Consider the following 21202-nt stretch of genomic DNA (forward strand, 5'->3'; position numbering starts at 1 on the left):
TGGCGGATCCTCCGCAAGGCCAGACTCAGCCCGAACGCACTCACGTCAACCACAAAGGCCATCCTCACCCTGGAGGCTCACCGTTGAAAAGGCTCCATGCCTGGTGGCACATAGCCCACGGCGGAAGCCCGGTGCTCGATGAACCTGCCCATCGCGTCGGACCGGTCGAGGCGTTCCTGCACGCGTGTGAAGACAGCGGGATCGCGCATGTAGGCGAGAAACAGCAACCCCTGGTCGTCGGACCCGTTGTCGTATGAGTATCCGCGGCGCAACATACGGGCGCCGCCATCCAACCGCGGGTTGGCGAGACGCACATGGGCGTCGGCAGGGATGATGTAGCGGCCTTCCGGAGACTTGGCATATAGATCCACCTGATCGTGCTCACGGTGGGCCCCGAGCGGTGCACCGGTGCTGCGTTCACGTCCGATGACCGCTTCCTGACCAGCCCTCGGGAGAGCGGCGAACGCGGGGACATCCATGTGGATACGCCGGTAGACCAAATAGGTACTGCCGTCGGGGTTCCAGACCCAGCGCTCCTGTTCGGCTCCGGCTGGGTTTTCCGTGCCGTCCTTGAAACCGAAGAGGTTACGGGGCGTCTCCCCCTGGGCGTGCGCGGGCAGAAATCCGCGCTCTTGCCAGCGACGCGTGAGCGTGCCGGCGGAGGCGGCGGTGAGCCGGCTGGAAAACTCGTGGAGGGCCTCGGGAGCGTCACCGCACACCTGCACCAGGATGTCCCCGCCACTTCGGCCGAGATCGAGTTGGTCACGGGGGAACGGCGGGATCTGCCGGAGTCGGGCCGGGACCGCAAGGCCGACTTTGCGGTACAGCGCGGGGCCCAGCGCCACGGTGCGGGTGGCAGTGCCCGGGAGAGAGAGCGCTGACCACTGGTTCAGAACCCCGCGCACAGCTCCGCGCCCGTCTGACCCACGCTGATGCGGTGCCAGGTCATAGGCCGCGACCAGGACATGCAGCGGCTGGGGACCACTGATGCCTTGCTGCCGGGGCGGCGCTGTCCGCTCATCTGGGCGTGTCTCGGAGAGCTGGCCCTTGGCCGATGCCGATCGGTCGCGGTGCTGTCCCCCGGGCGCGCAGCCTGACGTAACGAGAGCGAATGCCGCGCCCGTTGCCAGCAACGAGCGGCGAGTCGGCGGAGGAGAATCGGAGGGCGTGCTGATCACCGGCGCTCCAGGGTTCGTCACGCGAGGAGGTGCGAGGTCGCCGACAGCGCTGCCTCGTGAGCACACGGGCGCACGAGGGCCTCGAAGACAGAGAGGGGCGATCATGACCGGCTGCGGCGCGCCTCAGGCTACACCTGGGCGCCATGCGATTCCTCGTCACGAAACACCGCGTGCCTCATGCCGGCACCGCCTCGCCAGGTCTCCTGGGTATCGTCCTCGGCCTTCTGATCGCCCTGCTCGGACTGGCAGCTTGCGCCGCTCCGGTGACCGAAGACCGGCTGGAACCCAGCGGCCGGCCCACGGTTTTGCGTGTTCCTGGCCAGTTCCCGTCCATCCAGAAGGCGGTGGATTCCGCTCGATCGGGCGACACCGTGCTGGTCTTTCCGGGTGTTTATCGGGAGAGCGTCGCCATCAGCAAACCTCAGATCGTGCTGAGGGGGACCGACCGCTCAAGGGTGGTGATCGACGGCGAGTTCAAGCGCACCAACGGGATCACCGTCACCGGAGCGGCATCGGTCGTCGAGAACCTCACCGTACGCAACCATCTCGCCAATGGACTGCTGTTCACGGGTGTCACCGACGAAGCGCTGCAGGGCGCAGGCGCCGGCGGCGGCGCGAACTACGACCCCTTGGACACCATCAAGTTCCCGGCGCTGCGCGGCTTTCGCGCCTCGTACGTGACGGCGTACAACAATGCTCTCTACGGCATCTACGCCTTCGACGCCCGTGACGGAGTGATCGAGAACTCCTACGGTTCCGGACAAGCAGACTCGGGCATCTATGTCGGCCAGTGCAATCCTTGCCACACGATCGTGCGGAACAACCTGACCGAGCACAACGCGGTGGGTATGGAGGTCACGAACGCTTCGAAGGGCCTGTATCTGCTGGGCAACACCATCCATCGCAATCGCGTCGGCCTGACCGTGCTCTCCAACAACCTGGAAGCGCTCGGCCCCCAGCACAGTGCCGTCTTCGTCGGCAACACGATCAGCGACAATAATGACGACCGCAGCCCTGAGCAGGCCGATGGGGGCTTCGGCATCGGAGTCGGCATCGGTGGGGGTACGCGCAATATCTTCGAACACAACAGGGTCGAGGGCAATCACGTGGGTGCCTTCGTCCTGCAGGACGTGCAGGGTTATCCGGCCGTCGGCAATCAGATCAAGGGCAACGCCGTGGACGACGGCCAGCTGGGACTTGTGGTGATGGCGCACCGCACTGCGAACAATTGCTACAGCGACAACGGCCGAGCACCCACGAGCCCCTACCCACTGCCACGTGCCTTGACGACCTGCCCGGGACGGAACACTGCCATGCCTGTCCCTGGCCGTTTGCCGACAGTTGACGCGGTTCCGCCAGGGGTTTCCTTCCGCGACGTCGCGGCTCCCCCGCCGCAGCCGGGCATGCGCGACGCCCGCCATGCGGCTGCCCGTCCGGCGCTCCATCTGCCAGGCAAGGTCACCCTGGCGGCGTACGGCCTGCCCGGACCGCGCCGCTGACCATCGAGGGGGAGGAGGAACAGGCCCCTGTCTCTCCTCCTCCCCGTCATGCTGCTGCCGCCGTCACTGGGCGTGCCGTGACATTCCCTGCCAGGGCGCGGCCGGCACCTTCGCATGTGCCTCATGCCCGAGGAAGTCAATGGTGACGGGCTGTTCCATGGCCGAGCCCTTGATCTCCAGGCGGCCCAGGTTTCCGTCCTCGTCAACCCAGTATGTCAGCGGGGAAGAAGAGGCGATGCGCTGTCGCGGCGCACCGGCCGCGCCGCTGGACTGCGGCCGGGGGCGCGGCCCGGAGAAGCGCGTGTACGACTTACCGCGCAGGGTGCTCTCTCCAAGGCGCAGAGCCCCGAACTGGGCCATCAGCTGTGCGTTGTCCGGCCGGTCCTCCCCCAGCGCCGCAATCACCCGCAGCGCGGTGTCCAGGGGATACCCGGCGTAGGCTCGTGGTGACCAGAGTCGGGCCCGGACCTTCTCGGCAGCTCGTGCGATCTGCGGAGACTTCGACGAAGGGGACGTTCCGCCCGATCCGAGAGCAACGGCCAGACCGCTGCTGTCCCAGGCGACCAGTCCCGCTTGCTGCTTCTGGCCCGTCGCCCCGGCGACGTACGTTCCCACACCACGGCGAGTGCCGTAGTCGATCAGTCCCCGCACCGCGTAGGAGTCCGTACCGTCGTCGATCTTCACGGTCACTGTCTGCGGGCTGGCTTCAAAAGCCTTGAACCGCACCATGGCCAGCCGCTGGGCCTCTGAGGTCGTGATGGCCCGTGGCTTGACACGGTCCCCGTCACTGCCGGCCAGTGCCAGAGCGCAGCATGACACCCCGATGCCCAAGGCCAGGGCCAGAACCTGCATGCGTGAACCGCGCGTCAGTCGCTGTAAGGAACGGGTAATGAACCAACTACGCATGGAAGCCTTTCATGAAAGACAGGGGTTGACATGAACGGCCTCCGATTCCGACCCGGCCGTGAACTGTCTATCCCAGATACAACGCCTCGGAGCAACTACCCCGCGCCGGTTGAACAGTGCGGTTAGCCATTGAGGCGAAAAGACAGGGAAGTCGGCCGGGACCTGGACCATCTGCTCCATAGCAGTATCGGCGACGGTGGCCGACTGATCCGGGCAAGTGCCTTCATGTAAACGGCGGTAGCACCAGCGACGATACCCATCACTGGTGATCTATTACCGGTGCAGGGATGACCGGCGCCGACTCCGCTCATCCCCAGCACTCCCGGAACCCGAGTGCACCTGGGCACGCCTGAGGAGCGCCAGCTGCACTGTCGCTCCGCGATCCGCGAATTCTATCCCCAAAACGCGGCCGAACCCAGCTGTCCGCACCGCAACTTCCCCCACAGACACCACAACAGCGCCCGATGCGCTCACACACCGCCCATCAACGCGGACAGGCAGCTGTCGATGGCCGGGCCGACGTCTTCCTGCCCCATAGCCACGGCAGCGTACGTACGCAGCAGGAAGGAGTGCAGGACATCTCTTTCGAACTCGACCAGCGCCATGCCGTCCGCCCCGTAGAACTCAAGCACTGTGGTGGACCGAGCGCATGGCCAGATATGGACGTCACCCTCGCCGACCACGGCTGTCAGGCCTGCCCACAGCAGGTCTCGGGCGAAGGACCAAGTGATGTCAGCACCGGTGAGTGAGAGCTCGGCCGGGAAGTCCATGTGGATGGCCAACGGGTCCCTGGAGGTGTACCGGAGCGTAGCGGCGGCCGGGCACCCCGCGTCCTCTAAGGTGACCAGACGAGCGCGGACCGGCTGCTCAAGAGTGATGTCCATAGTCGTTCTCCGCTTTGGGGCCGGACCGGCCGAATGATCGATGAGCTCGTACAAGCGTCAATTTCGCCTCCCCCATTACATGAAGTCCGAAACAGGGTAATTTGATGGGGATCGTCGGTCTCGCATCGCCACGCGCGCCCCGAGCGTGCGCTGCTCCAGCACCGCCAGACGGTCTCCCGCTCGTCGAGTCCGGACAGTCTGGACTGGAGGGGGCGGCCTGCCCAACCACTGATGGCGGTGTCGCCGCGCGACGATATTTAGTGACTTAACGAAAGATCCTTTCTGCTCCATCGCTCGCACGGCACCGGCCTCCACGAACGACAAGAGTGAATTCCCCGGCGGTGCAGTAATCCATCGGTTTCTTAAGCCCTCTTCACTCGTTTACAGCCCGCAGGCCATGGTGCGGGACGCTCACACTGCGACTCGCTCGGCTTAAACCATGACGGTCCATGGCCCTTGAGAAACAAGAAGGGGAAGCAGGTGACGCACAGGAGGAAGACGGCTCTCGGCTGTGGCTCAGCAAGGGCCAGCTCCAGGCCATCCACATGAGCCTGTGCGACAAACCGGCCGACCAGCAGAGCCTGACGATCGGCACCGATATCAACTCCTGACCCCATCACCCACCGGTCAGGCGTGCTTATCGGTATCGACTCGTGCCTCACTACTGGCCCCGAGGCCGACTTCTACCTTCTTCGAGTAGGAAGACAACGACAGTGCGAAAAACCCTGAGCAGGCGCATGGTCATCGCCGCCGCCGCGACAAGCGTCCTGGTATGCGGCTCCGAGGCGCAGGCTGCCGCCCAGCTGCAAAGCTCTACCCTCGACTTGCCCGACGTTCTGTCGGGCAACACAGTGGAGCTTCCGTCGGAGCTGCCGGCGAACGTCTGTGACATGGCCGTCGCCGCGATCGCGCAACAGCATGCTGCCTCGTCCAGTACTTGCGCGCATGCGTCCACCCCCCCGGCCCGGTCCGACCAGAGGAACGGCACCGAAGGCCATGACGCACATCGGCCCCCGTGCAACGGCCGGCTCACGCCGCCGGGTCACAGCCCCACGGCTCCGAGGACAGCACCGTCGCCGGACCTGAGCCCGATCACTCCGACGGGCTCGACCACTGAGACTCCTGCTGCACCGACGGCACCTCTGCCGTCGGGCCGTCCTGCGGCCACACCGACAACGGCCGAGCCAACCCAGAAGGACCTCACCTCTCAGACGGCACCTCAGGTTTGGGCACCTGTGGTTTCGGCACCTCCGGCACCTCTCTCCGCGCTGACCACCTCATCCCCCCTCGCACCCACCCGCCAGGCAATCGACTTGCCTGCAGACCTCGTGGCGGCTTCCACCACCCCCCTCTTGCCCAGCACCTCGCAACCCGCATACCAAGCCCCCTCCACGCCAACAGCACCGCAGCCGACACGCCACGGCTCCACCACCTCGCAACCGTCTCTGCCCCGCACACGACCGTCAGCGTCGAGCACTTCAACGCCGTTGGCGCCGGGGCATCACGCCTCAGTACTCCCGGCTGCCCCGGCAAAGGCGGCCACCCCATCACGACGCCAGACCACGCAGCAAGTCTCAAGCATCCCCACAGCACCCGCCTCCCCTGGACGTGGTCCCCGTACTCGAGCCTTCATGGGCCCCGCACTTCCCGGCACTCCGATCGCACCTGTCACGCTGAATCACGGCCCGGCCGCCCCGGTATCTGCCGCTCCCCCCGTCCCGAGGGCCGGAATGGCCAGCACTGGAACTGAAGTGCTGCTCACAGGATCAGCCGCTGCTGCCGCCCTGCTGACCGGGGGGGCCATTCTTTACCGACGCGAGAGAGCTGCGTCGCGTCGATAGCCGGAAATTGACCGCGATCGCCGGCGGGCACGAGCCCCTACTCCACTCTGTGGCTGCCGGCGAGCGCACGTCTATTGTGCGAGCGAGCCCCCCTCAACCGGGGAACGACGCAGTGTCCTTCCCGCGGCCCCGCCATGAGTGCCGTGCAGTTCAGGGGAGTACGAGAATTCACCGAATGCCTGACTCGGTGGAAGAGCCCCGCCCTCCGCCATGGTCAGGGCAATCTCCGTGATGCGCTCGCTGGCCTTTCCATCGCCAAAGGGGCAGGGCCTGTTGACCAGAGCGCGCGCCAGCTCACTCATCGTCAGGATTCGGGCGATCTCCTCAGAAATCTCACGCCGATGACTCACCCGTACGGCGAACCCTGCTGCAATCGCTTCAGGCCGCTCAGTGTTTCGCCTCACCACAATCAGAGGCTTCTTGATAATTGTGCACTCCTCCTGAATCCCACCGGAGTCTGAAATCAGCAGGCGAGCCTGACTCGCCAATGCAAGGAACGTGGAATAATCCATGGGCGGAACGTGCCGAACCATCGAAAGTCGCTCCGTCAAACCAAAGCCGTGAGCGCTGGCAGCCGTCCGGGGATGGACCGGAAAGAGCACTGGGATGGGAGCTTCGGCCAATGAGTCCAGGATTTCCGCGAGCCTCTCAGGGTCGTCAGTGTTCTCCGGCCGATGGATCGTTGTGAGAATGAATTCATTCTCACAGAGCCCATATCTCGCAAGGATCTCTCGAGATTCCTCAAGCCCGGGCAGCGACTCGCATGTAGCTTCCACGATGGTATTTCCGGTGACGCGGACAGCGTACAAGGGGATCCCTTCGGAAACCAGGTTCGCAGCATTCCACGACGTCGGCGCGCAATGAATGTCCGCCAACACAGACACCAGGCGCCTGTTGATTTCCTCTGGCATGGAACGGTCATTGGAACGAAGGCCGGCTTCGACATGAAGCACCGGGATCCCGCAATAGTTGGCTGCTTGTGCTCCAGCCAACGTGGAGTTTGTATCGCCCTGAACAATCACCAGCCTCGGTCGCGTCTGCCGGAAATAGTCAGCCAGCTGATAAGTGGCACTCGAGATTTGAATACTGCGATGTGACCCGCTGATGCCACTCAGCAGTAAATCCGGCGGCGGCAGTTTGAATGTGTGAAAGAAACTCTCAGACAGTTCTGCATCATAGTGCTGCCCGGTATACAGAATCGAGGCACGCGCCCCCAGGTTCCGGATGACTCCGGCCAGTTTGATGATTTCCGGGCGGGTGCCCAGTACTACCGCGATGTCATTTTCTTCATACACGAATGATCAGCTCCAGTAATCACTTAGGATGGCTGACGCGCGCACGCGCCATCTTCGACAATCTCAGACTCGGAAGAACTGATTCAACTCATTGACCTCTTGATAGAGATCTCCGCACGAATCGCATCCCTTGACGTGCAGCCTCACCTCCTCCGATGCGCGTTCACCGAGCCGCCCTCGGGAAAATGCGGCCAGCCGGCTCACAAAATAGGAGCACTGGCCGGGACATCTCCTCTGATCCAAATGAACACTCAAATATGCTTGCCGTAACCCTTCTTTCGCCCTGTAGGCCAGAGCTGCGACGCCGTTTGGACTGGCACCCATCATGTTGGCGAGCGCGGCAGGCTGCTGAGATTGCACAACAGTGCACCACAGAACGGTTCTCCATCGCTCGGACAAGGACGTAAGCGCCTCTATCACCAACCCGTATTCATAATTCTTGAGAGCTTCGCATCCAGCCGACTCTGCATACTCCATCTCATAAGGGCTGACATCTGGCACGTATACCTGCCGACCGGCGTTCCTCCCCCATTCGGCCACCACGTTGCGCAAGACCTTCAGCAGATAGCTTCGAAAGGAACTGGACGGACCGCCGCCTGATCTGAGCGCTTGCAGCACACGTGAAAATGCTTCGGCGACGAAATCCTGTACAGTGTGCGCATCATCGGCGTACATCGACGCAAGCCGAGTGGCAGCATTTCTGTGACGGAGGAAAAGCACGCCGAAGGCTTCTGTGTCACCGTCGCGCACTGATTGAGCCAATTCCTGATCGCTGGACTCCACTGCTTCGCGTCCGGAAGCAGTGACACCGCCCGAACGACCGACCTGCGGCGTGCTTTGTCCAGTTGAATATGACATGACGGCTCCTGAATGAGGGCTCGCCGCGAGCAAACCTGACGGTCGGCCTCGATCTCGACTAGATATGCACCAAAGGGACGTGCACGGCTCGCGAAGTCCACTTAATTCTTCTTGTGGTAAATCGCGCGAGCCGCCATGCCAGGCTACGTATCAATCGTCAAAGCCGAGGCTCGAAGAAGACCATTAAATATATTTCGAAAGACTGACTCAGCTCGTTTCCGCACGGCACGTATACAAAAAACGGCGTCCAGCCAATTCGGGACCGACGCATCAGCCACTGATGGAAGAACCATGGAGTTCGTGCCCTCGATGGGATTGCTCAGCACTGGACCGAGGAAGGACGATGGCTAGGATCACGGTACAATTCAAGAAGGGGCGAGGAGTCGATCCAGGACATCAACGCGTTGGCTCCCATGATCGCAGCGGCGGATTGCCACCCCTTTATAGGGCCTCGATCTCTCCCTGACGTCACTCCACGCCGTGCGTTTGGCAGAAGATGCCACCGCCTGGAGCAGGCAGGGATGACATCACGCTACGAACCACCGTGCTGCCAGCTGGTCAAATACCACTCGATCAGCGCAGAGATCGCACCGCCGGCCTGGCAGCTGACCAGGCTCACAGCGCCACACTCCGCGGAGCGCCGCCCGTACGGGGCCACTCCTTGGCCCGCATCACCTTGTCTGGTGCGCACGCCGTCATGTATCGGTCATGAGTTCCTCTCCTCGATATGAAGTGCACCTCCCATCACGGGCACCCACCGGCATCTGTACCGATCGACAGTGCCTGAACATTGCCGTCGAAATGAACGGACTGCTCACATGCAGGGGGAACTCTTGGCTTATGAATCCGCCCTATCCCGTACGCCGCACATGCCCTACCGCCGTTGCGGCTACAGCGGTCTTCATGTGTCGGCCATCTCTCTGTGCGTGCCGCTCAGCGCCAGCAACAGGCGTCAGCCCGGTCTACGGAAAACCCTGGCACAACGAGCTTTCGATCGTGGCATCTCCCACTTCGACCTGCCCGCTTCCTGGATGGCGCGGAGGTCAGTGTCCAGCAGACGCATGAATGATGCACTGGCAGGCCTTCGCCGCCAGCGTGATGAGATCGTGCTGGCAGCGCACGTAGGGTTTGGAACCCGGCAGGGACAGTCATTCGGCTTCGGCTCTCGCAAGCAATTGATGTCATCACTCGACTCCGTTCTGCGTGGACTATCGCTGGAGTACGTCGACATCCTTTACTCGGATCGCTATGATCCGAGCACTCCTCTCGAAGAAACCATGGGAGCCTTGGTTTCGGCAGTGAACCAGGGGAAAGCATTCTATATCGGGCTCGCCGGCTACGCGCCGACGATGGCCCGCCGAGCCATTGAGATCCTTTATGAGCTGGGCAGTTCCCCCATCGTTTGTCAAGGTTCCTTTTCGGTACTCAACCGATGGGCGGAAGAAGCGCTTCTGGACGTCCTCGATTTCTATCGAGTCAGTTTCGTGGCCGACAACCCTTTGGCGAACGGATTACTCGACACGAAGACGTTCCGGAATGTGAATAGCCATCGAGACCAATTGATGTGGCCAATGAGAGACCACACTGATCTCGACCTCCTGAAAACGGTCGCCTCGGCTCGGGGTCAGACCCTCGCACAGTTGGCTCTGAGCTGGGTATTACGGGACCGTCGTGTGTCGTCAGCCATCATCACCCCCGAATCCCCTGCACAACTAGACGAGTTGTGCGCCGCAGCGGAGCAGACCTCCTTCACCGAAGCGGAGCTTGAGGTAATCACCGCCTCTATTGGTGATGGTCGGTAGCACTTGGCTCAGCAACCTACGCGCACCTATTATCTGAATAAATTCGAATTTTAGTTCAACTCGCTTCTTTACGGGCCAGCACAGCGTTGAAGGACTACGATGACCCACGCACGACCTGCCTACTCAGTGAACGTCAGGGGGGTGACCCTAAGTCTTGATCTGCGTGTCCTTCTTTTACTGAATGAACGCGATGAGTGGGAACTACCCGGAGGACGCCTTGAGCTGGGTGAAACACCAGAGCAGTGCGTGGTGCGTGAAATCGCCGAGGAATCAGGTTGGAAGACGGTGGCCGGCCCCCTCCTGGACGTCTGGTCATCTGAGCGGGCGCCCGGCCGCAGTGTCCTCACAGTCACGTACGGGTGTCCCGTGCTGACACCTCATGCCGAACCCGTACTGAGCGGCGAGCACCAGCAGTTCGGCCTGTTCAGCCCCCATGAGCTGCACCGACTAAACCTCGAGGAGGGATATAAGAAATCCATCATCGCATGGCTAAAGGCGCCTCCGACTATGCGTCCCAGTGGCGTCCAGGTGATGTTCATGTGTGGCCGACGGAGAACCCCGGTCATGTACTGCGCACACGAATGAGCCCGTCGCACCCCGCGATGGGGAACGATTCTGGCACCACTGAGTCGATGCCAAGCTGATCAGCGATGCTTTCCCTTTACCGGAGAATGGTCACCGATCATGAAATACGTCATTACGACCCTCGTGCTCTCCTGGTCCCTCTTTGTGGCCTTCCTCTGCGCATACCTCAGCATTTGCTATGTTGCTGCGTCGAAGCAACGGAAAATGTCATTGCAGAAGCAGCAGGTCACCCACCCTCCGCGGCTTTCACAAGACCAGCCACCTCAGGTCAGCGCCCACGCCATGGTCGTCCCCCGGCAACGAGACAACACCTCCTGCCGTGGGTCATGACGCGGCATCCTTGACGCCATCTGTCATGGGCTGGCACCAGGACTGCTTCGCGGGACACATAGTGCCCAAAGGCGGGCCCCGGGCCGGGACCAGTTTTGAGCACTGATCCCTTTCGTGCTGTCCTCTTGAGCCCTACAGCCCCGGTGTGCCCCGCTGAAGCGCCTGGCGAGGAGACTGTTAGAGGGCGGCGCCCCCGATGCGCCGACGGCGGCGGAGAACCACACCCGTGGTGGTGATGGCAGCGGCTGCGGCAGTTGCCGCTCCGACCGTCGGATCGATCATGGGAATCGCCAGGATGTTCGTGTTGGCAGAGGAAACGTTGTTGTCAGTGTAGGGGTCCGGATCGGCTCCATCCACGGTGACGGTGTTCGTCAGCCGAAAACCGTTCGGGCCGGCAGTGCCAGTGACGTAGACGATGGCGCTGGAATTGGCGGCTAAACCGCCGCCCTGGCACACGATGGTGCCGCCGTTCATTCCGCAATTGGCGTCTGAGCTACTGACACTGGCGTTGAGCAGTCCCGTCGGGACCTGGTCGGTGAGCGTCCACCCGGTTGACGCGTCGGGACCGTAGTTCGTGACCACGATCTCGTACTTCACCGCGTCTCCCGCATTCTCCAGCGCCGGACCGGCTTTGGCGACGGACAGATCGGCACCGCTCGCAGCCGCTACGGCTTGCGGAGCAGCCAGCAGCCCCAACGCGCCGGCAGCACCGCCCACCGTGAGCGCGATGCCAAGCATCCGCCTTGAGTGCTTCTTCATATGTCTTACTCACCTATCGGATTGAAGGGGCCCTTCCCATGCATCGTCGGAAAGGGGTTTGCGTATTAGATCCTCACGCTTCCCCCCCATGACGGTCGGCCATCCAGACAGGTGACCGCCCGCAGGAAGCCCTCGTCACGATCACGGTCGGCACGCTCGAGCCCTCTCCTGCGCCCCGACCGCCGCAGCATGACCGCCGCGGGTGCGAGATCGGTCCCTGACTCTCGGCAGAAGCACTGAGGAGTACGCCAACTTGCGTACGCATGAGGCGCCACGGGTGCCGCTTATCATCAGACGATCGCCAATGTGCTATGGGTGCTATGCCATGCACTGCGACTCCCCGGAGATCTAATCGATGAGAAACGCATCCTGTGATTTCGACCACCCCCGGGACCGGGTGCTGCACATTGTTGATCCACTTGACGAGGATGTCTCCATTGCCCTGAATGAATATCTCACTGCTATGGGGCATATGGAGCATTGGCTGCTGGTGGGTTGGGAATCCTGTAAGCCGTTGAGGCTTTCCCCGGGCGCCCAGCCTGCTGGAATTGCCTCCTTACCCACCGGGCATCGAGCACGCGTACGCGCCATCACCGAAGCATATTTCGCAGTCAAGCCCACTTGGGTACATGCACACTCTTTCAACGCCGGCGCATACGTCCGCCTTGCGCCCCGGATCCCGACAGAATGCATCGTGTACAGTCCGCACTGCTACACGTTCGAGCGCCGGGATCTCACCAGGGCTTCGCGAATCCTGAATGTCACCTGCGAGTACCTGCTCGCACCACGTACCGGCACAGTCGCCGTATGCAATGTTCGCGAAGGACATCTGGCCGCTCGTCTGCACCGCACCGGAAGAATCGTTCACGTACCCAATGTGCCGTACGGCAACGCCCTCGGTCTGTCGCAGGGGTCATCACCTCCGGCGAAAGCGCCCATCGCGGTGGCCATGGGTCCGCTGGGCCCTCAGCGAGATCCGGCTTTCTTTCAGGCTGCGGTGGCCGCGGCCAAAACAGACACCACGTGGATGTGGATCGGTGAAGGCGAACCTCGTTATCGACGCCTCCTTGAGAAGGTAGGAGTCTGTGTCACAGGCCAACTGCCTCGAAGGAACGTACTCCGACTGCTGCAAAAAGCCGATGTATATGTGCATACGGCGGCGTGGGAAGGGAGCTGCGACACTCTGCTGCAGGCAACACAGGTGGGTTTACCCATCGCCGCCCGATCGATTCCCACACTCCAAGCTCTCCGGCTTCCCGGTCTCGCTCCCCATCCCGAGGATCTGGCCGCTACGGTCCAGCGTCTCCTTAAATCCCCCGCCGATCGCCATGTGCATTCCGAGAGCGCCAGGCGCGCCTTCCACAGTCACACCCGCGACACGCAAGCCGCCCGACTCCGTGAGCTCTATCAATACAATAGATGACAGGAGGTGCCCCTTGCTTGGAAGGCGGAGGGCGGGGGAAGCGGTAAGGGACCCCTGGCGTGAATGAGCCGGTAGTGACTCGCCTGACCGACGGTGGAGACATTAGCAAATGGAGGGTAGGTGCTAAGCAAAGTGGGTTCACTCCTCGGAGCTGTCGGGCTCCTGAGTGCCTCAGCATTGCCTATTTCAAAGCCCAGAGATTTTCAAGATGCGACCGACAACGCCTTCCTCAAGCAAATCGTGCTCACCGTGAACGCGGTTCGAGCCAGGCATGGCGTTCCTCCGGTGCGCCTCGACGACAACCTCACCAAATACGCGAAGTCGAGACTGCTGGAGGTGTCGCAGGGGCACAGACTGGGCAAGGGTCACAAAGGGCTTCGATCGCGGACGGGGGAAGTTCTCTACTGGGCCAGTGCCAGCCGCAAGCCTTCCGGATCCGTCGATGCACGCAACGCCGTTGACCGATGGTACGCAGAGGTCTCGGACTATGATTTCAATTCCGCCGGCTTCAGCGCCCGGACCGGTCATTTCACGCAATTGGTGTGGAAGGAAAGCACACGCATCGGAGCCGCACGGGCAGTTGGAGGCAAGCCCGGCCACTACGAGAGATACATCGCGGTCGAATTCGAGAATCCAGGCAATCTTGTTGGAGAATTCAAGCAGAATGTATTTCCCGTCAAGCGTCACAGGCACGGGTCATCCCGCCGCTGAGCACAGAATCCGGGCAGGCACCAGCCAGCACACTCCTGCACGGCTCTTTCCCTGCTGCTGGTGACCGGGAACACCGGAACAACGGGAACACCGCAGGTGAAACGGTCTCCCGCGGTGAAGCCGAACGTCCCTCCAGTGCCCGTTCTCCAGGAACACGGCAGCAGACGCCGGTCCGTACCCCGCGCGGGCGCGCCGTTTGCTCCGTAATCCATGTGCCGCATTACTGTGCTGAATTTGTCCTCGCCTGGCGTCATCGTTCGCCCCTCGAGCCCTCCTTTCGTGCGAGAGGCGTCCGGGCAGCGGGCGTCGCTGTGTCAGAAAGGCCTGAGAGTGCACCCGAATCCGACATCTCGTCGCCCCGGGCCGCAGGTGAGTGTGCTTCCCGCTGATGGGCAGCCACCGGTGCCGACCCTCGGTCTCGGAACATCACGGCCATCTCAGCCGCCCTACCTCCGGCTCGTACTCGCAACTGTTCTGCTCCTCACCGCTGGTGCGCTCTTCGGCTTCAACGAGTGGTTCCGTTCGGCCGAGGCCGCGGCGGGCGAGCACGTCATCGGGCTGGTCACTACGGGAACCACCGCTTTGGACTGGGGTGAGGCGGTGACCTTCTTCGGTCTCGGCACGCCGCACGCGATGGGCCTGCGGATCACAGCAGGGTGCAGCTCGGCGATGCTGATCATCCCGCTTCTCCTGGTGGGCGCCGGCTTCATGCTCAGCCGGCGCTCCACCGTTTCCCGCATTCTCGCGGGAACAGGCATCGGAGCTGCCTTGCTCATCGCGACGAACCAGGTACGCATCGGTTTGATCGCATCATTTTCCCAGAGATGGGGAGAGGAGGGCTTCGGCTGGGCGCACGCCGTAGTCGGCTCCCTCCTCAGTCTGGTGGGTGTGGCCGCCTCGGTGACGGCTTTGCTGCTCGTCGCGATGCGACGGCCGCAGCGGGACGGCCGGCTGAACGGATCCTCACAGTGAACCATTTCCAAGAGAGCGGCTTCGTCGGCCTGGCGATGGCCTTGGCCCTCGTCATCAGCGCAACTTTCACCCTCTACGTGATCCTGCTGGTCATCGCATACCTACGCACCAAACCACAACCGCCGGGCGACGCGAATGACTTCTCATGGCACTTCTTCATCCCATGCAGAGACGAGGAGAGCGTGATCGGTGGCACTCTCCACTATCTCCGCGAGTATTTCCCCGACGTGCACCTGTGGGTCATCGACGATGACTCCGAGGACGAGACCGCGGCCATCGTCCACGACCATGCCAAGCGTTCACCGTATGTGCACCTGGTGCGGCGGCGCCGCCCGCACGCCCGTACTGGCAAGAGTCACGCGCTGAACGCCGCATACAAGGCCCTCGACGACTGGCTGCCGGCCGACGTGAACCGAACCTCTGTCATCGTGGCTGTCTTCGACGCGGACGCACGTCCGTCCATCAACGCCCTCGACGTATGCGCGGGGCCGAGCCTGTTCGGTGATGCCGAGATGGGCGCCGTGCAGATCGAGGTCCGCATGGTCAACCGGAACATCCGTGAGCCGTTGCCGGACGGGACCAAGCTGCAGAACTGGTTCGGCCGTACGCTCGTGCGGCTACAGGACATCGAGTTCCGGGCGGCGATCTCCGCCATTCAGATTTCCCGCCGCACGACAAAGAGCGTGTGCATGGGTGGGAACGGCCAGCTGAGCCGGATGAGTGCGCTGGATGAACTCGCAGGCCACGACCGTGAGCCCTGGCGCGGCTCGCTGCTGGAGGACTTCGAGCTCGGTCTGCACATCATGCTGGCGGGCTACCGCACCGGCTACGCCACCGAGGCCTGGGTGGACCAGGAGGCGCTGTACAGCCTGCCTCGCTTCATGACGCAGCGGACTCGTTGGTGCCAGGGAACTATGCAGTGCATGCGCTACCTGTCCAAGGCGTGGCGCTCACCGCATCTGACCAACTCCGGGGTCGTGGAAATCTCGTACTACCTGGTCCAGCCCTGGCTATGGCTGGTGGGAACGGTGATCTACCCGCTGCCGATCCTGATCTTCCTGAACAATCTGGTGCTGTATCCCGAGCCGACCCTGACCTTCCTCCGGACCGGCGGTGCCGTCGAGTTCTCGCTCTATCTGGTCTTCGGTATCACGCAGTTCGCGGTCTGGGGCTATCTGTACCACCGGCACTGTGAACCCTCACTCGGACTGCTCCGGTGCCTCGGCTGGGGTATTGCCTATGCGACGATGATCTACCTTTTCTACGTCATCGCCTGGCGCGCCCTCGGACGGTTGTTAATCGGCCGCGTTGGCTGGGCCAAGACGCGACGCAACGCCGAGGTTTTCGCCCTCGGTCAGCCGGTCGCCAAAGACGCTTGACGCACCTGCGACCACTCCATTCCGCGACACACGAGATGATGGACATGCGCAAATATCCTGTTCAGCTGGGTGCTGCCGGGCTCGTGTTGTTGACCGGCTGCACGGTTGCCAATTCGGCACCTGCGGCCGTGCCGACAGTCATGCAGGCCGTGGGCAGCTGCCACACCTTCCGCACACAGTTGGAAATGGTCCAGCCCAGCGATATCGCGCCGCCCGTGCCCTGTGACCGGCCACACCGCAGCGAGACCTTCCAGGTGACCTCCTTCGAAGGTCAATTCGCCACCTACCCGGAACGGCCCGACCCGGAGCAACTGCACGCGTACGCGCTGGACCGGTGCGACGTCCAGGTGCTCAGGCAGTATCTGGGCGCCGGGCCACGGGACACCACGTCATTCTCCATCTGGCCGAGGTACCCGACCCGAGCGGAATGGGCCAGAGGCGTGCGCACCCTGCGTTGCGACGCTGTGCCCCCGGTTCGTGAGGCCAAGCAGGGGCCTCTCGTGGCATTCCCGCTGCGCAACGTGCTGAAGAAGCCCGAGTCATCGGCCGTACGCGACTGCGAGTACGGCGACATGGCCGTCACCTGCGATCAAGGGCATGACCGCGAGGAGGTCAATGCCTGGCTCGACCTTGACGGAAGGGTGCCCTTCACGGACGTCCAGTCGGCAGCGGCCAAAGTATGCAAGCCGTTCGTGGAGGAGTTCCTTCACGAACGGCTGCAACGCGCACCAGATCTCGCGATCAAGGCCAAGACGCCGGGCAGGGACGAATGGGAGAAGGGCATCAGGACGGTGAAGTGCGGTGTCGGCCCGGCCCAACCGGGCACGGCCATCGTCGGCACCCTCAGCGGGAGAGCGAAGGGACGGGCATGACCACGTACTATGCACGCGCTGCTCTGGCCAAGGCCTCGGTACGCCGTCTGGCGGCTGGAGAACCCAGCCGCCGGGCGGTGCGAACGGCAGCCGCGATCGCGGGGGTTGTCTGGACGGTCGTGATGCTGCTGCGCCTGCTGCTGGGCGGGGTGGTCGGTATGGGGGACAACGGAGACGCCGACCGGCTGCTCTGCGTGTTCGGCGTGGTGAGCAACCACCCCTGGGACGCCGCGCCATCGGCCTACGTCTATCCGACGTGGGTGCCCCACACCTGGTACGGGGAGACATGTGGTGCGGTGGGTTCGGGCGAACCGTATTACTCGTCGCAGCAGTTGGTGCTGGGGCTCGCCAAGGCCCTGACGCCGGTACTCGGACTGCCCGGTGCACTCGACCTGAGAGCGGTCGGGCTGCTGCTCGCGTCGGCCTTCGGTGTGATCATCGCCTTGCTGGTTGTGCTGCTGCCGGGCCCTGTGTGGTTGCGGCTTGTGGCGACCGCCGGCTTCGGCATGGTCGTATGCGACGCGGCGTTCGCGGACTTCTTCATCTCGCCTTTCAGCGAGCCGGCCGGACTGGTGAGCCTTCTTCTGCTCTGTCCGTCCCTGCTCCTGCTGTGGCGGCGCCCGACCTCGTCGCTGGGCGGAATCGCGCTGACCACTGTCGCCGTGCTCTTCGCCATGACGTCCAAGCCCCAGTTGATCTCCCTGCTTCCGGTAACCATGCTCGCGCTGCTATGGCGGCCGAGCGTGCAGCAGAAGGGCAAGAACCCGGCGAACTCCGGTGATGGCCGCCAACAGCGGTTCACGCGGTGGCTGGCGTTGCGCTGGCCTGCGCTGATCGCTTGCGTCCTGCTCTGCGGGGTCGGCGCCGCATTCGCCGCATCACAGCCCAAGCGGCTCAACGAACTCGTCTGGTACGACGCCGTGTTCAAAGAGATGCTGCCGCACAGCCTAGATCCCGTGGGGGATCTGCGGGCACTGGGCGCCGATCCTCGGCTCATCTCCGCCATGAACACCAACATGATCGATGAGAACTCCGCTGCCACGACGCCGTATTGGGACGACTACAAGAGGAACGTCACACCGGCCAAGATCGTGCTGCACTCCCTGGAGAACCCCAGTCGGGTGGTTGCCATGGGGGCTCGCGGAGTGCAGGGGATGACCCGACTGAACCTCGAGTACCTCGGCTCCTATCCGGCCGGCTCCGGTCATGCGCCTTACGCCAAGGAGCACCGGATCGCGGTGGTGAGCGAGATCTTCGACAGTTTCAATGTGATGCCGGCCCTCATTCCGCTGCTCTGGCTCGTCACCCTGGCGCTCGGCGCCGTACTCGCCAGCCGGACCTGGGCCCGAAATTCGGCACGGGCGGTGGGCCGGATGACAGTGTGCCTGGTACTCGCCCTGGTGCTCCAGTTCTGGACCGTGGTACTGACCGAGGGAGCCTCCGAGCTTCACAAGCACATGATCTTCGTGGACTTTCTGACTGCTCTGTGCATGCCGTTGGCCGCGCTCTGTCTCTGTCTGCTGTTTCGGAGAGAATACGCAGCGATTCCAGAGCAAACGCAGAGGGAATACGCGGCGTCCCCTGAGCAGGCGCGGACGGAATACGCGGCAACGGGCGAGCAGGCGCGGGGCCTGTAGCGAGAGCGACGGTGCCGGGGACCGGTTGCTGCAACCGGTCCCCGGCACTGCCGTTCACTGGCGCTTGTTCCGGCGGTGCTTCAGCGACTGGGACCGCAATAACAAGGCGCCGACGACGATCAATCCAACTGCCGTCAGGATGAGCATGCTTGTCTGCCCCACACCGGTCCCTGCCATCGCGCCACCTCCCCCGACGACGCCGCCCAAGCCCCCGCCGATGCCTCCGTACATGGTCGATTCTCCCTCTTGATGTCCCGCTGTCTACGACACCGCCGCCGTCGAGCGGAAGCCGTTCGGGGCGACGCCGTTTAAAAGACAGACGTCCCATCAGCTCGAACATGACGCGTCTGTGCGGCGGTTGTGCAACGAACGGAAAACATTGAAATCCGCAGGGCGTTCGAGCTGCGGCTGGGCACAACAGTGCTGCGCGATGGGGGTTGGATAATACTCCTACCTGAAGGTTCACGGCGGTCCGACAGAGTGAGAATTCGCGTCACTCCGCCTTCATCGAGTCATATCCACCGGCTGCCACCCTCTAGGCAAAACAGCGAGGAAAGCACGTGATAAGCGGGCAGCCGAGAAATACTGTACGAGTGGAGAGATTGCCATGTCTGACGTCAGTTCATCCTCTGGTGAGCGCCAAGAGTCACATGCCGCAAAAGAACACAGCCGTCGAGCCCGGCAAGTCATCATGATGGGAACGGTTGTGGCCTGCGCTGCGGGGGCTGTCACCACGTCGTTGTCGTCATTCTCGCCACCCAAGACGAGTGCTGCGGCATACCCTCCGTCGGTACAGACACGGCAAAGCCTGCCTGCCCCTGCTCCGTCGGACACGGCAACCAATACACCCCTGCCGATCCTCAAGAAGCATTCCCACCACAAGAGCGAAAAACATAAAACACAAGAAGCGGATGTCGTTTCGGCCACGTACCCTATGGACGCCGATCAGGAAGACATCCCTGCTCTGGCCCTGATGGCCTACCGCCGCGCCGCTTACGAGCAGTCGAAGCGGACACCGGGCTGCCACCTGTCGTGGACGCTGCTCGCTGCCATCGGAAAGGTCGAGTCCAATCACGCACGGGGAGGCTCGCTGACCGGCGACGGCTTCACGGCGTCACCCATCTTTGGGCCGGTGCTCGACGGTGCCCCCTTCGCCGCGCTGCGTGATTCCGATCAAGGCAGAGTCGATGGCAACACTGCGTGGGACCGAGCAGTGGGCCCCATGCAATTCGTCCCCCCGACGTGGAAGCGCTGGGGCATTACAACGCGGCCGACCGTCGCCGCTGATCCGAGCAATATCTTCGACGCCAGCACCTCGGCGGCTTCCTATCTGTGCGCCAATAGTCGTGATCTCAACGATCCCCTGCAGCTGAACCAGGCTGTCCTCAGTTACAACCACTCGGAGAAGTATCTCCGCGATGTCCTGGCGTGGAACTCCGCCTATGGCTTCGGACATCCATCGATGAGCGCGGAAGCGCGTGGGGGCGACACTGGCCTTGCCGATCTGACCGGTCTCCAAGGCGTCCAATCGACACGGCCCGCATCATCAGCCAAGGCAGTGGTTGCCGCCCTTCGCAAGGGCGTCCGTCAGGTGGGCAAGAAAATCTCCTCCGAGGCCGCAGGCAAGTTGAGCACGTCGCACAAGACAGCGCAGCGGCCAGCGCCCCTCCCCTCCCAGCGGGCGACCGCCTCCCCGCAGCCGCGCCAGGTCATCACCAACACCTCCGTGGCCAACATGCCACCCGTCCGACTTCCGGTCATCTCTCCCGAACCGTGGGGTCCTAAGCAGCCCCTGCTGAAAGCACTCCTCCGCACGCCGAAGGCACCGTCTCGGCCCCGCGTCTCGCCGTCGCCCTCACGCGCCCGGCAGGACACAACCCAGCTCTCCGGTCTGGTGCGTAGCCTTGGAGACGCGCTCCCCACATCGCCCCTGAGCGGGACCAATCCCGCTGACGTTGCAGGCGTATCAGCAATCACTGACACACTGTGACCAGCGAGACAAGACGCCCGTGCCGGGCCCTGTGCCGGCGGCAGCCGATGGCCGGGCCGAGGGCGCCGTCCGGCGCCAGTGGACCGGCGTGCCCCGGGGCGTCGGGCATCGGGAGAAGTGGCACATCGCGCTGGACGCCCTGGACGAACTGACCGGATGGGGACTGGTGCCGCCGGCCGGGGTGGCCGACGCGTGCTATGGGTGGAGCGTCGGTTTCCGCGCCGCCCTGGCCGTGCGGGGGCATGCGTACGTGGTCGGCATCCGTGGTGATCTGACCGTCC

19 protein-coding genes are annotated in these 21202 nt (G+C 63.2%); 13 read left to right on the forward strand and 6 right to left on the reverse strand.

Translation table 11 applies throughout. From position 1 onward, the window contains the following. Positions 1 to 77 precede the first annotated feature (77 nt). A complete protein-coding gene (locus ABZ624_RS38880) occupies positions 78 to 1283 on the reverse strand; it encodes a Dyp-type peroxidase (protein ID WP_360099646.1) in 1206 nt (401 codons plus the stop codon). Positions 1284 to 1321: 38 nt separating this feature from the next. Here ABZ624_RS38880 and ABZ624_RS38885 point away from each other — a divergent pair, with 38 nt between their 5' ends. After that, positions 1322 to 2677, forward strand: a complete 1356-nt coding sequence (locus ABZ624_RS38885) for a right-handed parallel beta-helix repeat-containing protein (RefSeq protein WP_360099648.1) — start codon at positions 1322 to 1324, stop codon at positions 2675 to 2677. A 63-nt stretch (positions 2678 to 2740) separates the two neighbouring features. On the opposite strand, the gene ABZ624_RS38890 is transcribed toward ABZ624_RS38885, so the two are convergent. Further along, entirely contained in the window at positions 2741 to 3583 is an 843-nt protein-coding gene (locus tag ABZ624_RS38890) for a hypothetical protein (RefSeq protein ID WP_360099650.1), read from the reverse strand. A 470-nt stretch (positions 3584 to 4053) separates the two neighbouring features. Continuing rightward, positions 4054 to 4467, reverse strand: a complete 414-nt coding sequence (locus ABZ624_RS38895) for an SsgA family sporulation/cell division regulator (protein WP_360099652.1) — start codon at positions 4465 to 4467, stop codon at positions 4054 to 4056. Between the two features lie 449 nt (positions 4468 to 4916). On the opposite strand from ABZ624_RS38895, the gene ABZ624_RS38900 reads away from it, so the two are divergent. Both ABZ624_RS38900 and ABZ624_RS38905 read left to right on the forward strand, forming a co-directional pair. Beyond that, the gene (locus ABZ624_RS38900; protein WP_360099654.1) at positions 4917 to 5078 is read left to right on the forward strand and encodes a hypothetical protein; all 162 of its coding nucleotides are present in this window, start codon (positions 4917 to 4919) and stop codon (positions 5076 to 5078) included. A 126-nt stretch (positions 5079 to 5204) separates the two neighbouring features. After that, positions 5205 to 6308 carry a chaplin family protein gene (locus ABZ624_RS38905; protein ID WP_360099656.1) on the forward strand — a complete coding sequence of 368 codons (1104 nt, stop codon included), beginning with the start codon at positions 5205 to 5207 and terminating at the stop codon, positions 6306 to 6308. Positions 6309 to 6379: 71 nt separating this feature from the next. Here the strand turns inward: ABZ624_RS38905 and wecB are convergent, their stop codons facing one another. After that, positions 6380 to 7603, reverse strand: a complete 1224-nt coding sequence (gene wecB / locus ABZ624_RS38910; RefSeq protein ID WP_360099658.1) for a UDP-N-acetylglucosamine 2-epimerase (non-hydrolyzing) — start codon at positions 7601 to 7603, stop codon at positions 6380 to 6382. A 63-nt stretch (positions 7604 to 7666) separates the two neighbouring features. Then, positions 7667 to 8461, reverse strand: a complete 795-nt coding sequence (locus ABZ624_RS38915) for a sigma-70 family RNA polymerase sigma factor (protein WP_360099660.1) — start codon at positions 8459 to 8461, stop codon at positions 7667 to 7669. Positions 8462 to 9279: 818 nt separating this feature from the next. Between ABZ624_RS38915 and ABZ624_RS38920 the strand changes: the two genes are divergently transcribed. Both ABZ624_RS38920 and ABZ624_RS38925 read left to right on the forward strand, forming a co-directional pair. Then, entirely contained in the window at positions 9280 to 10263 is a 984-nt protein-coding gene (locus tag ABZ624_RS38920; protein ID WP_360099662.1) for an aldo/keto reductase, read from the forward strand. A gap of 99 nt (positions 10264 to 10362) precedes the next feature. Then, a complete protein-coding gene (locus tag ABZ624_RS38925; protein WP_360099664.1) occupies positions 10363 to 10848 on the forward strand; it encodes an NUDIX hydrolase in 486 nt (161 codons plus the stop codon). A 507-nt stretch (positions 10849 to 11355) separates the two neighbouring features. On the opposite strand, the gene ABZ624_RS38930 is transcribed toward ABZ624_RS38925, so the two are convergent. Continuing rightward, entirely contained in the window at positions 11356 to 11937 is a 582-nt protein-coding gene (locus ABZ624_RS38930; protein WP_360099666.1) for a DUF11 domain-containing protein, read from the reverse strand. Between the two features lie 355 nt (positions 11938 to 12292). On the opposite strand from ABZ624_RS38930, the gene ABZ624_RS38935 reads away from it, so the two are divergent. The 8 genes from ABZ624_RS38935 to ABZ624_RS38970 all read left to right on the forward strand — a co-directional run. Next, positions 12293 to 13360, forward strand: coding sequence for a glycosyltransferase (locus ABZ624_RS38935; RefSeq protein ID WP_360099668.1), 1068 nt, complete (start codon positions 12293 to 12295; stop codon positions 13358 to 13360). A gap of 132 nt (positions 13361 to 13492) precedes the next feature. Further along, positions 13493 to 14071: a CAP domain-containing protein gene (locus ABZ624_RS38940; protein WP_360099670.1), complete on the forward strand. Its 579-nt coding sequence runs from the start codon at positions 13493 to 13495 to the stop codon at positions 14069 to 14071. A gap of 402 nt (positions 14072 to 14473) precedes the next feature. Continuing rightward, a complete protein-coding gene (locus ABZ624_RS38945; protein WP_360099672.1) occupies positions 14474 to 15043 on the forward strand; it encodes an archaeosortase/exosortase family protein in 570 nt (189 codons plus the stop codon). Next, the gene (locus ABZ624_RS38950; protein WP_360099674.1) at positions 15040 to 16422 is read left to right on the forward strand and encodes a glycosyltransferase family 2 protein; all 1383 of its coding nucleotides are present in this window, start codon (positions 15040 to 15042) and stop codon (positions 16420 to 16422) included. The genes ABZ624_RS38945 and ABZ624_RS38950 overlap by 4 nt, the downstream gene beginning before the upstream one ends. Before the next feature lie 44 nt (positions 16423 to 16466). Then, positions 16467 to 17294 (forward strand): septum formation family protein, encoded by an 828-nt coding sequence (locus ABZ624_RS38955; RefSeq protein ID WP_360099676.1) that lies wholly within the window; start codon positions 16467 to 16469, stop codon positions 17292 to 17294. Further along, positions 17291 to 18931: a hypothetical protein gene (locus ABZ624_RS38960; protein WP_360099678.1), complete on the forward strand. Its 1641-nt coding sequence runs from the start codon at positions 17291 to 17293 to the stop codon at positions 18929 to 18931. Before ABZ624_RS38955 ends, ABZ624_RS38960 begins: the two co-directional genes overlap by 4 nt. A gap of 607 nt (positions 18932 to 19538) precedes the next feature. Next, the gene (locus ABZ624_RS38965) at positions 19539 to 20921 is read left to right on the forward strand and encodes a hypothetical protein (RefSeq protein WP_360099680.1); all 1383 of its coding nucleotides are present in this window, start codon (positions 19539 to 19541) and stop codon (positions 20919 to 20921) included. Positions 20922 to 20952: 31 nt separating this feature from the next. Then, a partial coding sequence (locus tag ABZ624_RS38970; RefSeq protein ID WP_360099682.1) for a transposase occupies positions 20953 to 21202 on the forward strand: 250 nt, incomplete at its 3' end.

This window comes from Streptomyces sp. NPDC007205 (assembly GCF_040634095.1).
Taxonomy (GTDB): Bacteria; Actinomycetota; Actinomycetes; order Streptomycetales; family Streptomycetaceae; genus Streptomyces.

Bases quoted from the DNA above. Each gene is read 5' to 3' on its own strand.
- ABZ624_RS38925 (WP_360099664.1), top strand. From the start codon at position 10,363: ATGACCCACGCACGACCTGCCTACTCAGTGAACGTCAGGGGGGTGACC.
- ABZ624_RS38955 (WP_360099676.1), top strand. From the start codon at position 16,467: ATGCGCAAATATCCTGTTCAGCTGGGTGCTGCCGGGCTCGTGTTGTTG.
- ABZ624_RS38935 (WP_360099668.1), top strand. From the start codon at position 12,293: ATGAGAAACGCATCCTGTGATTTCGACCACCCCCGGGACCGGGTGCTG.
- ABZ624_RS38965 (WP_360099680.1), top strand. From the start codon at position 19,539: ATGTCTGACGTCAGTTCATCCTCTGGTGAGCGCCAAGAGTCACATGCC.
- ABZ624_RS38900 (WP_360099654.1), top strand. From the start codon at position 4,917: ATGGCCCTTGAGAAACAAGAAGGGGAAGCAGGTGACGCACAGGAGGAA.
- ABZ624_RS38890 (WP_360099650.1), bottom strand. From the start codon at position 3,583: ATGCGTAGTTGGTTCATTACCCGTTCCTTACAGCGACTGACGCGCGGT.
- ABZ624_RS38895 (WP_360099652.1), bottom strand. From the start codon at position 4,467: ATGGACATCACTCTTGAGCAGCCGGTCCGCGCTCGTCTGGTCACCTTA.
- ABZ624_RS38885 (WP_360099648.1), top strand. From the start codon at position 1,322: ATGCGATTCCTCGTCACGAAACACCGCGTGCCTCATGCCGGCACCGCC.
- ABZ624_RS38960 (WP_360099678.1), top strand. From the start codon at position 17,291: ATGACCACGTACTATGCACGCGCTGCTCTGGCCAAGGCCTCGGTACGC.
- ABZ624_RS38915 (WP_360099660.1), bottom strand. From the start codon at position 8,461: ATGTCATATTCAACTGGACAAAGCACGCCGCAGGTCGGTCGTTCGGGC.
- ABZ624_RS38880 (WP_360099646.1), bottom strand. From the start codon at position 1,283: ATGATCGCCCCTCTCTGTCTTCGAGGCCCTCGTGCGCCCGTGTGCTCA.
- ABZ624_RS38905 (WP_360099656.1), top strand. From the start codon at position 5,205: ATGGTCATCGCCGCCGCCGCGACAAGCGTCCTGGTATGCGGCTCCGAG.
- ABZ624_RS38930 (WP_360099666.1), bottom strand. From the start codon at position 11,937: ATGAAGAAGCACTCAAGGCGGATGCTTGGCATCGCGCTCACGGTGGGC.
- ABZ624_RS38920 (WP_360099662.1), top strand. From the start codon at position 9,280: ATGCAGGGGGAACTCTTGGCTTATGAATCCGCCCTATCCCGTACGCCG.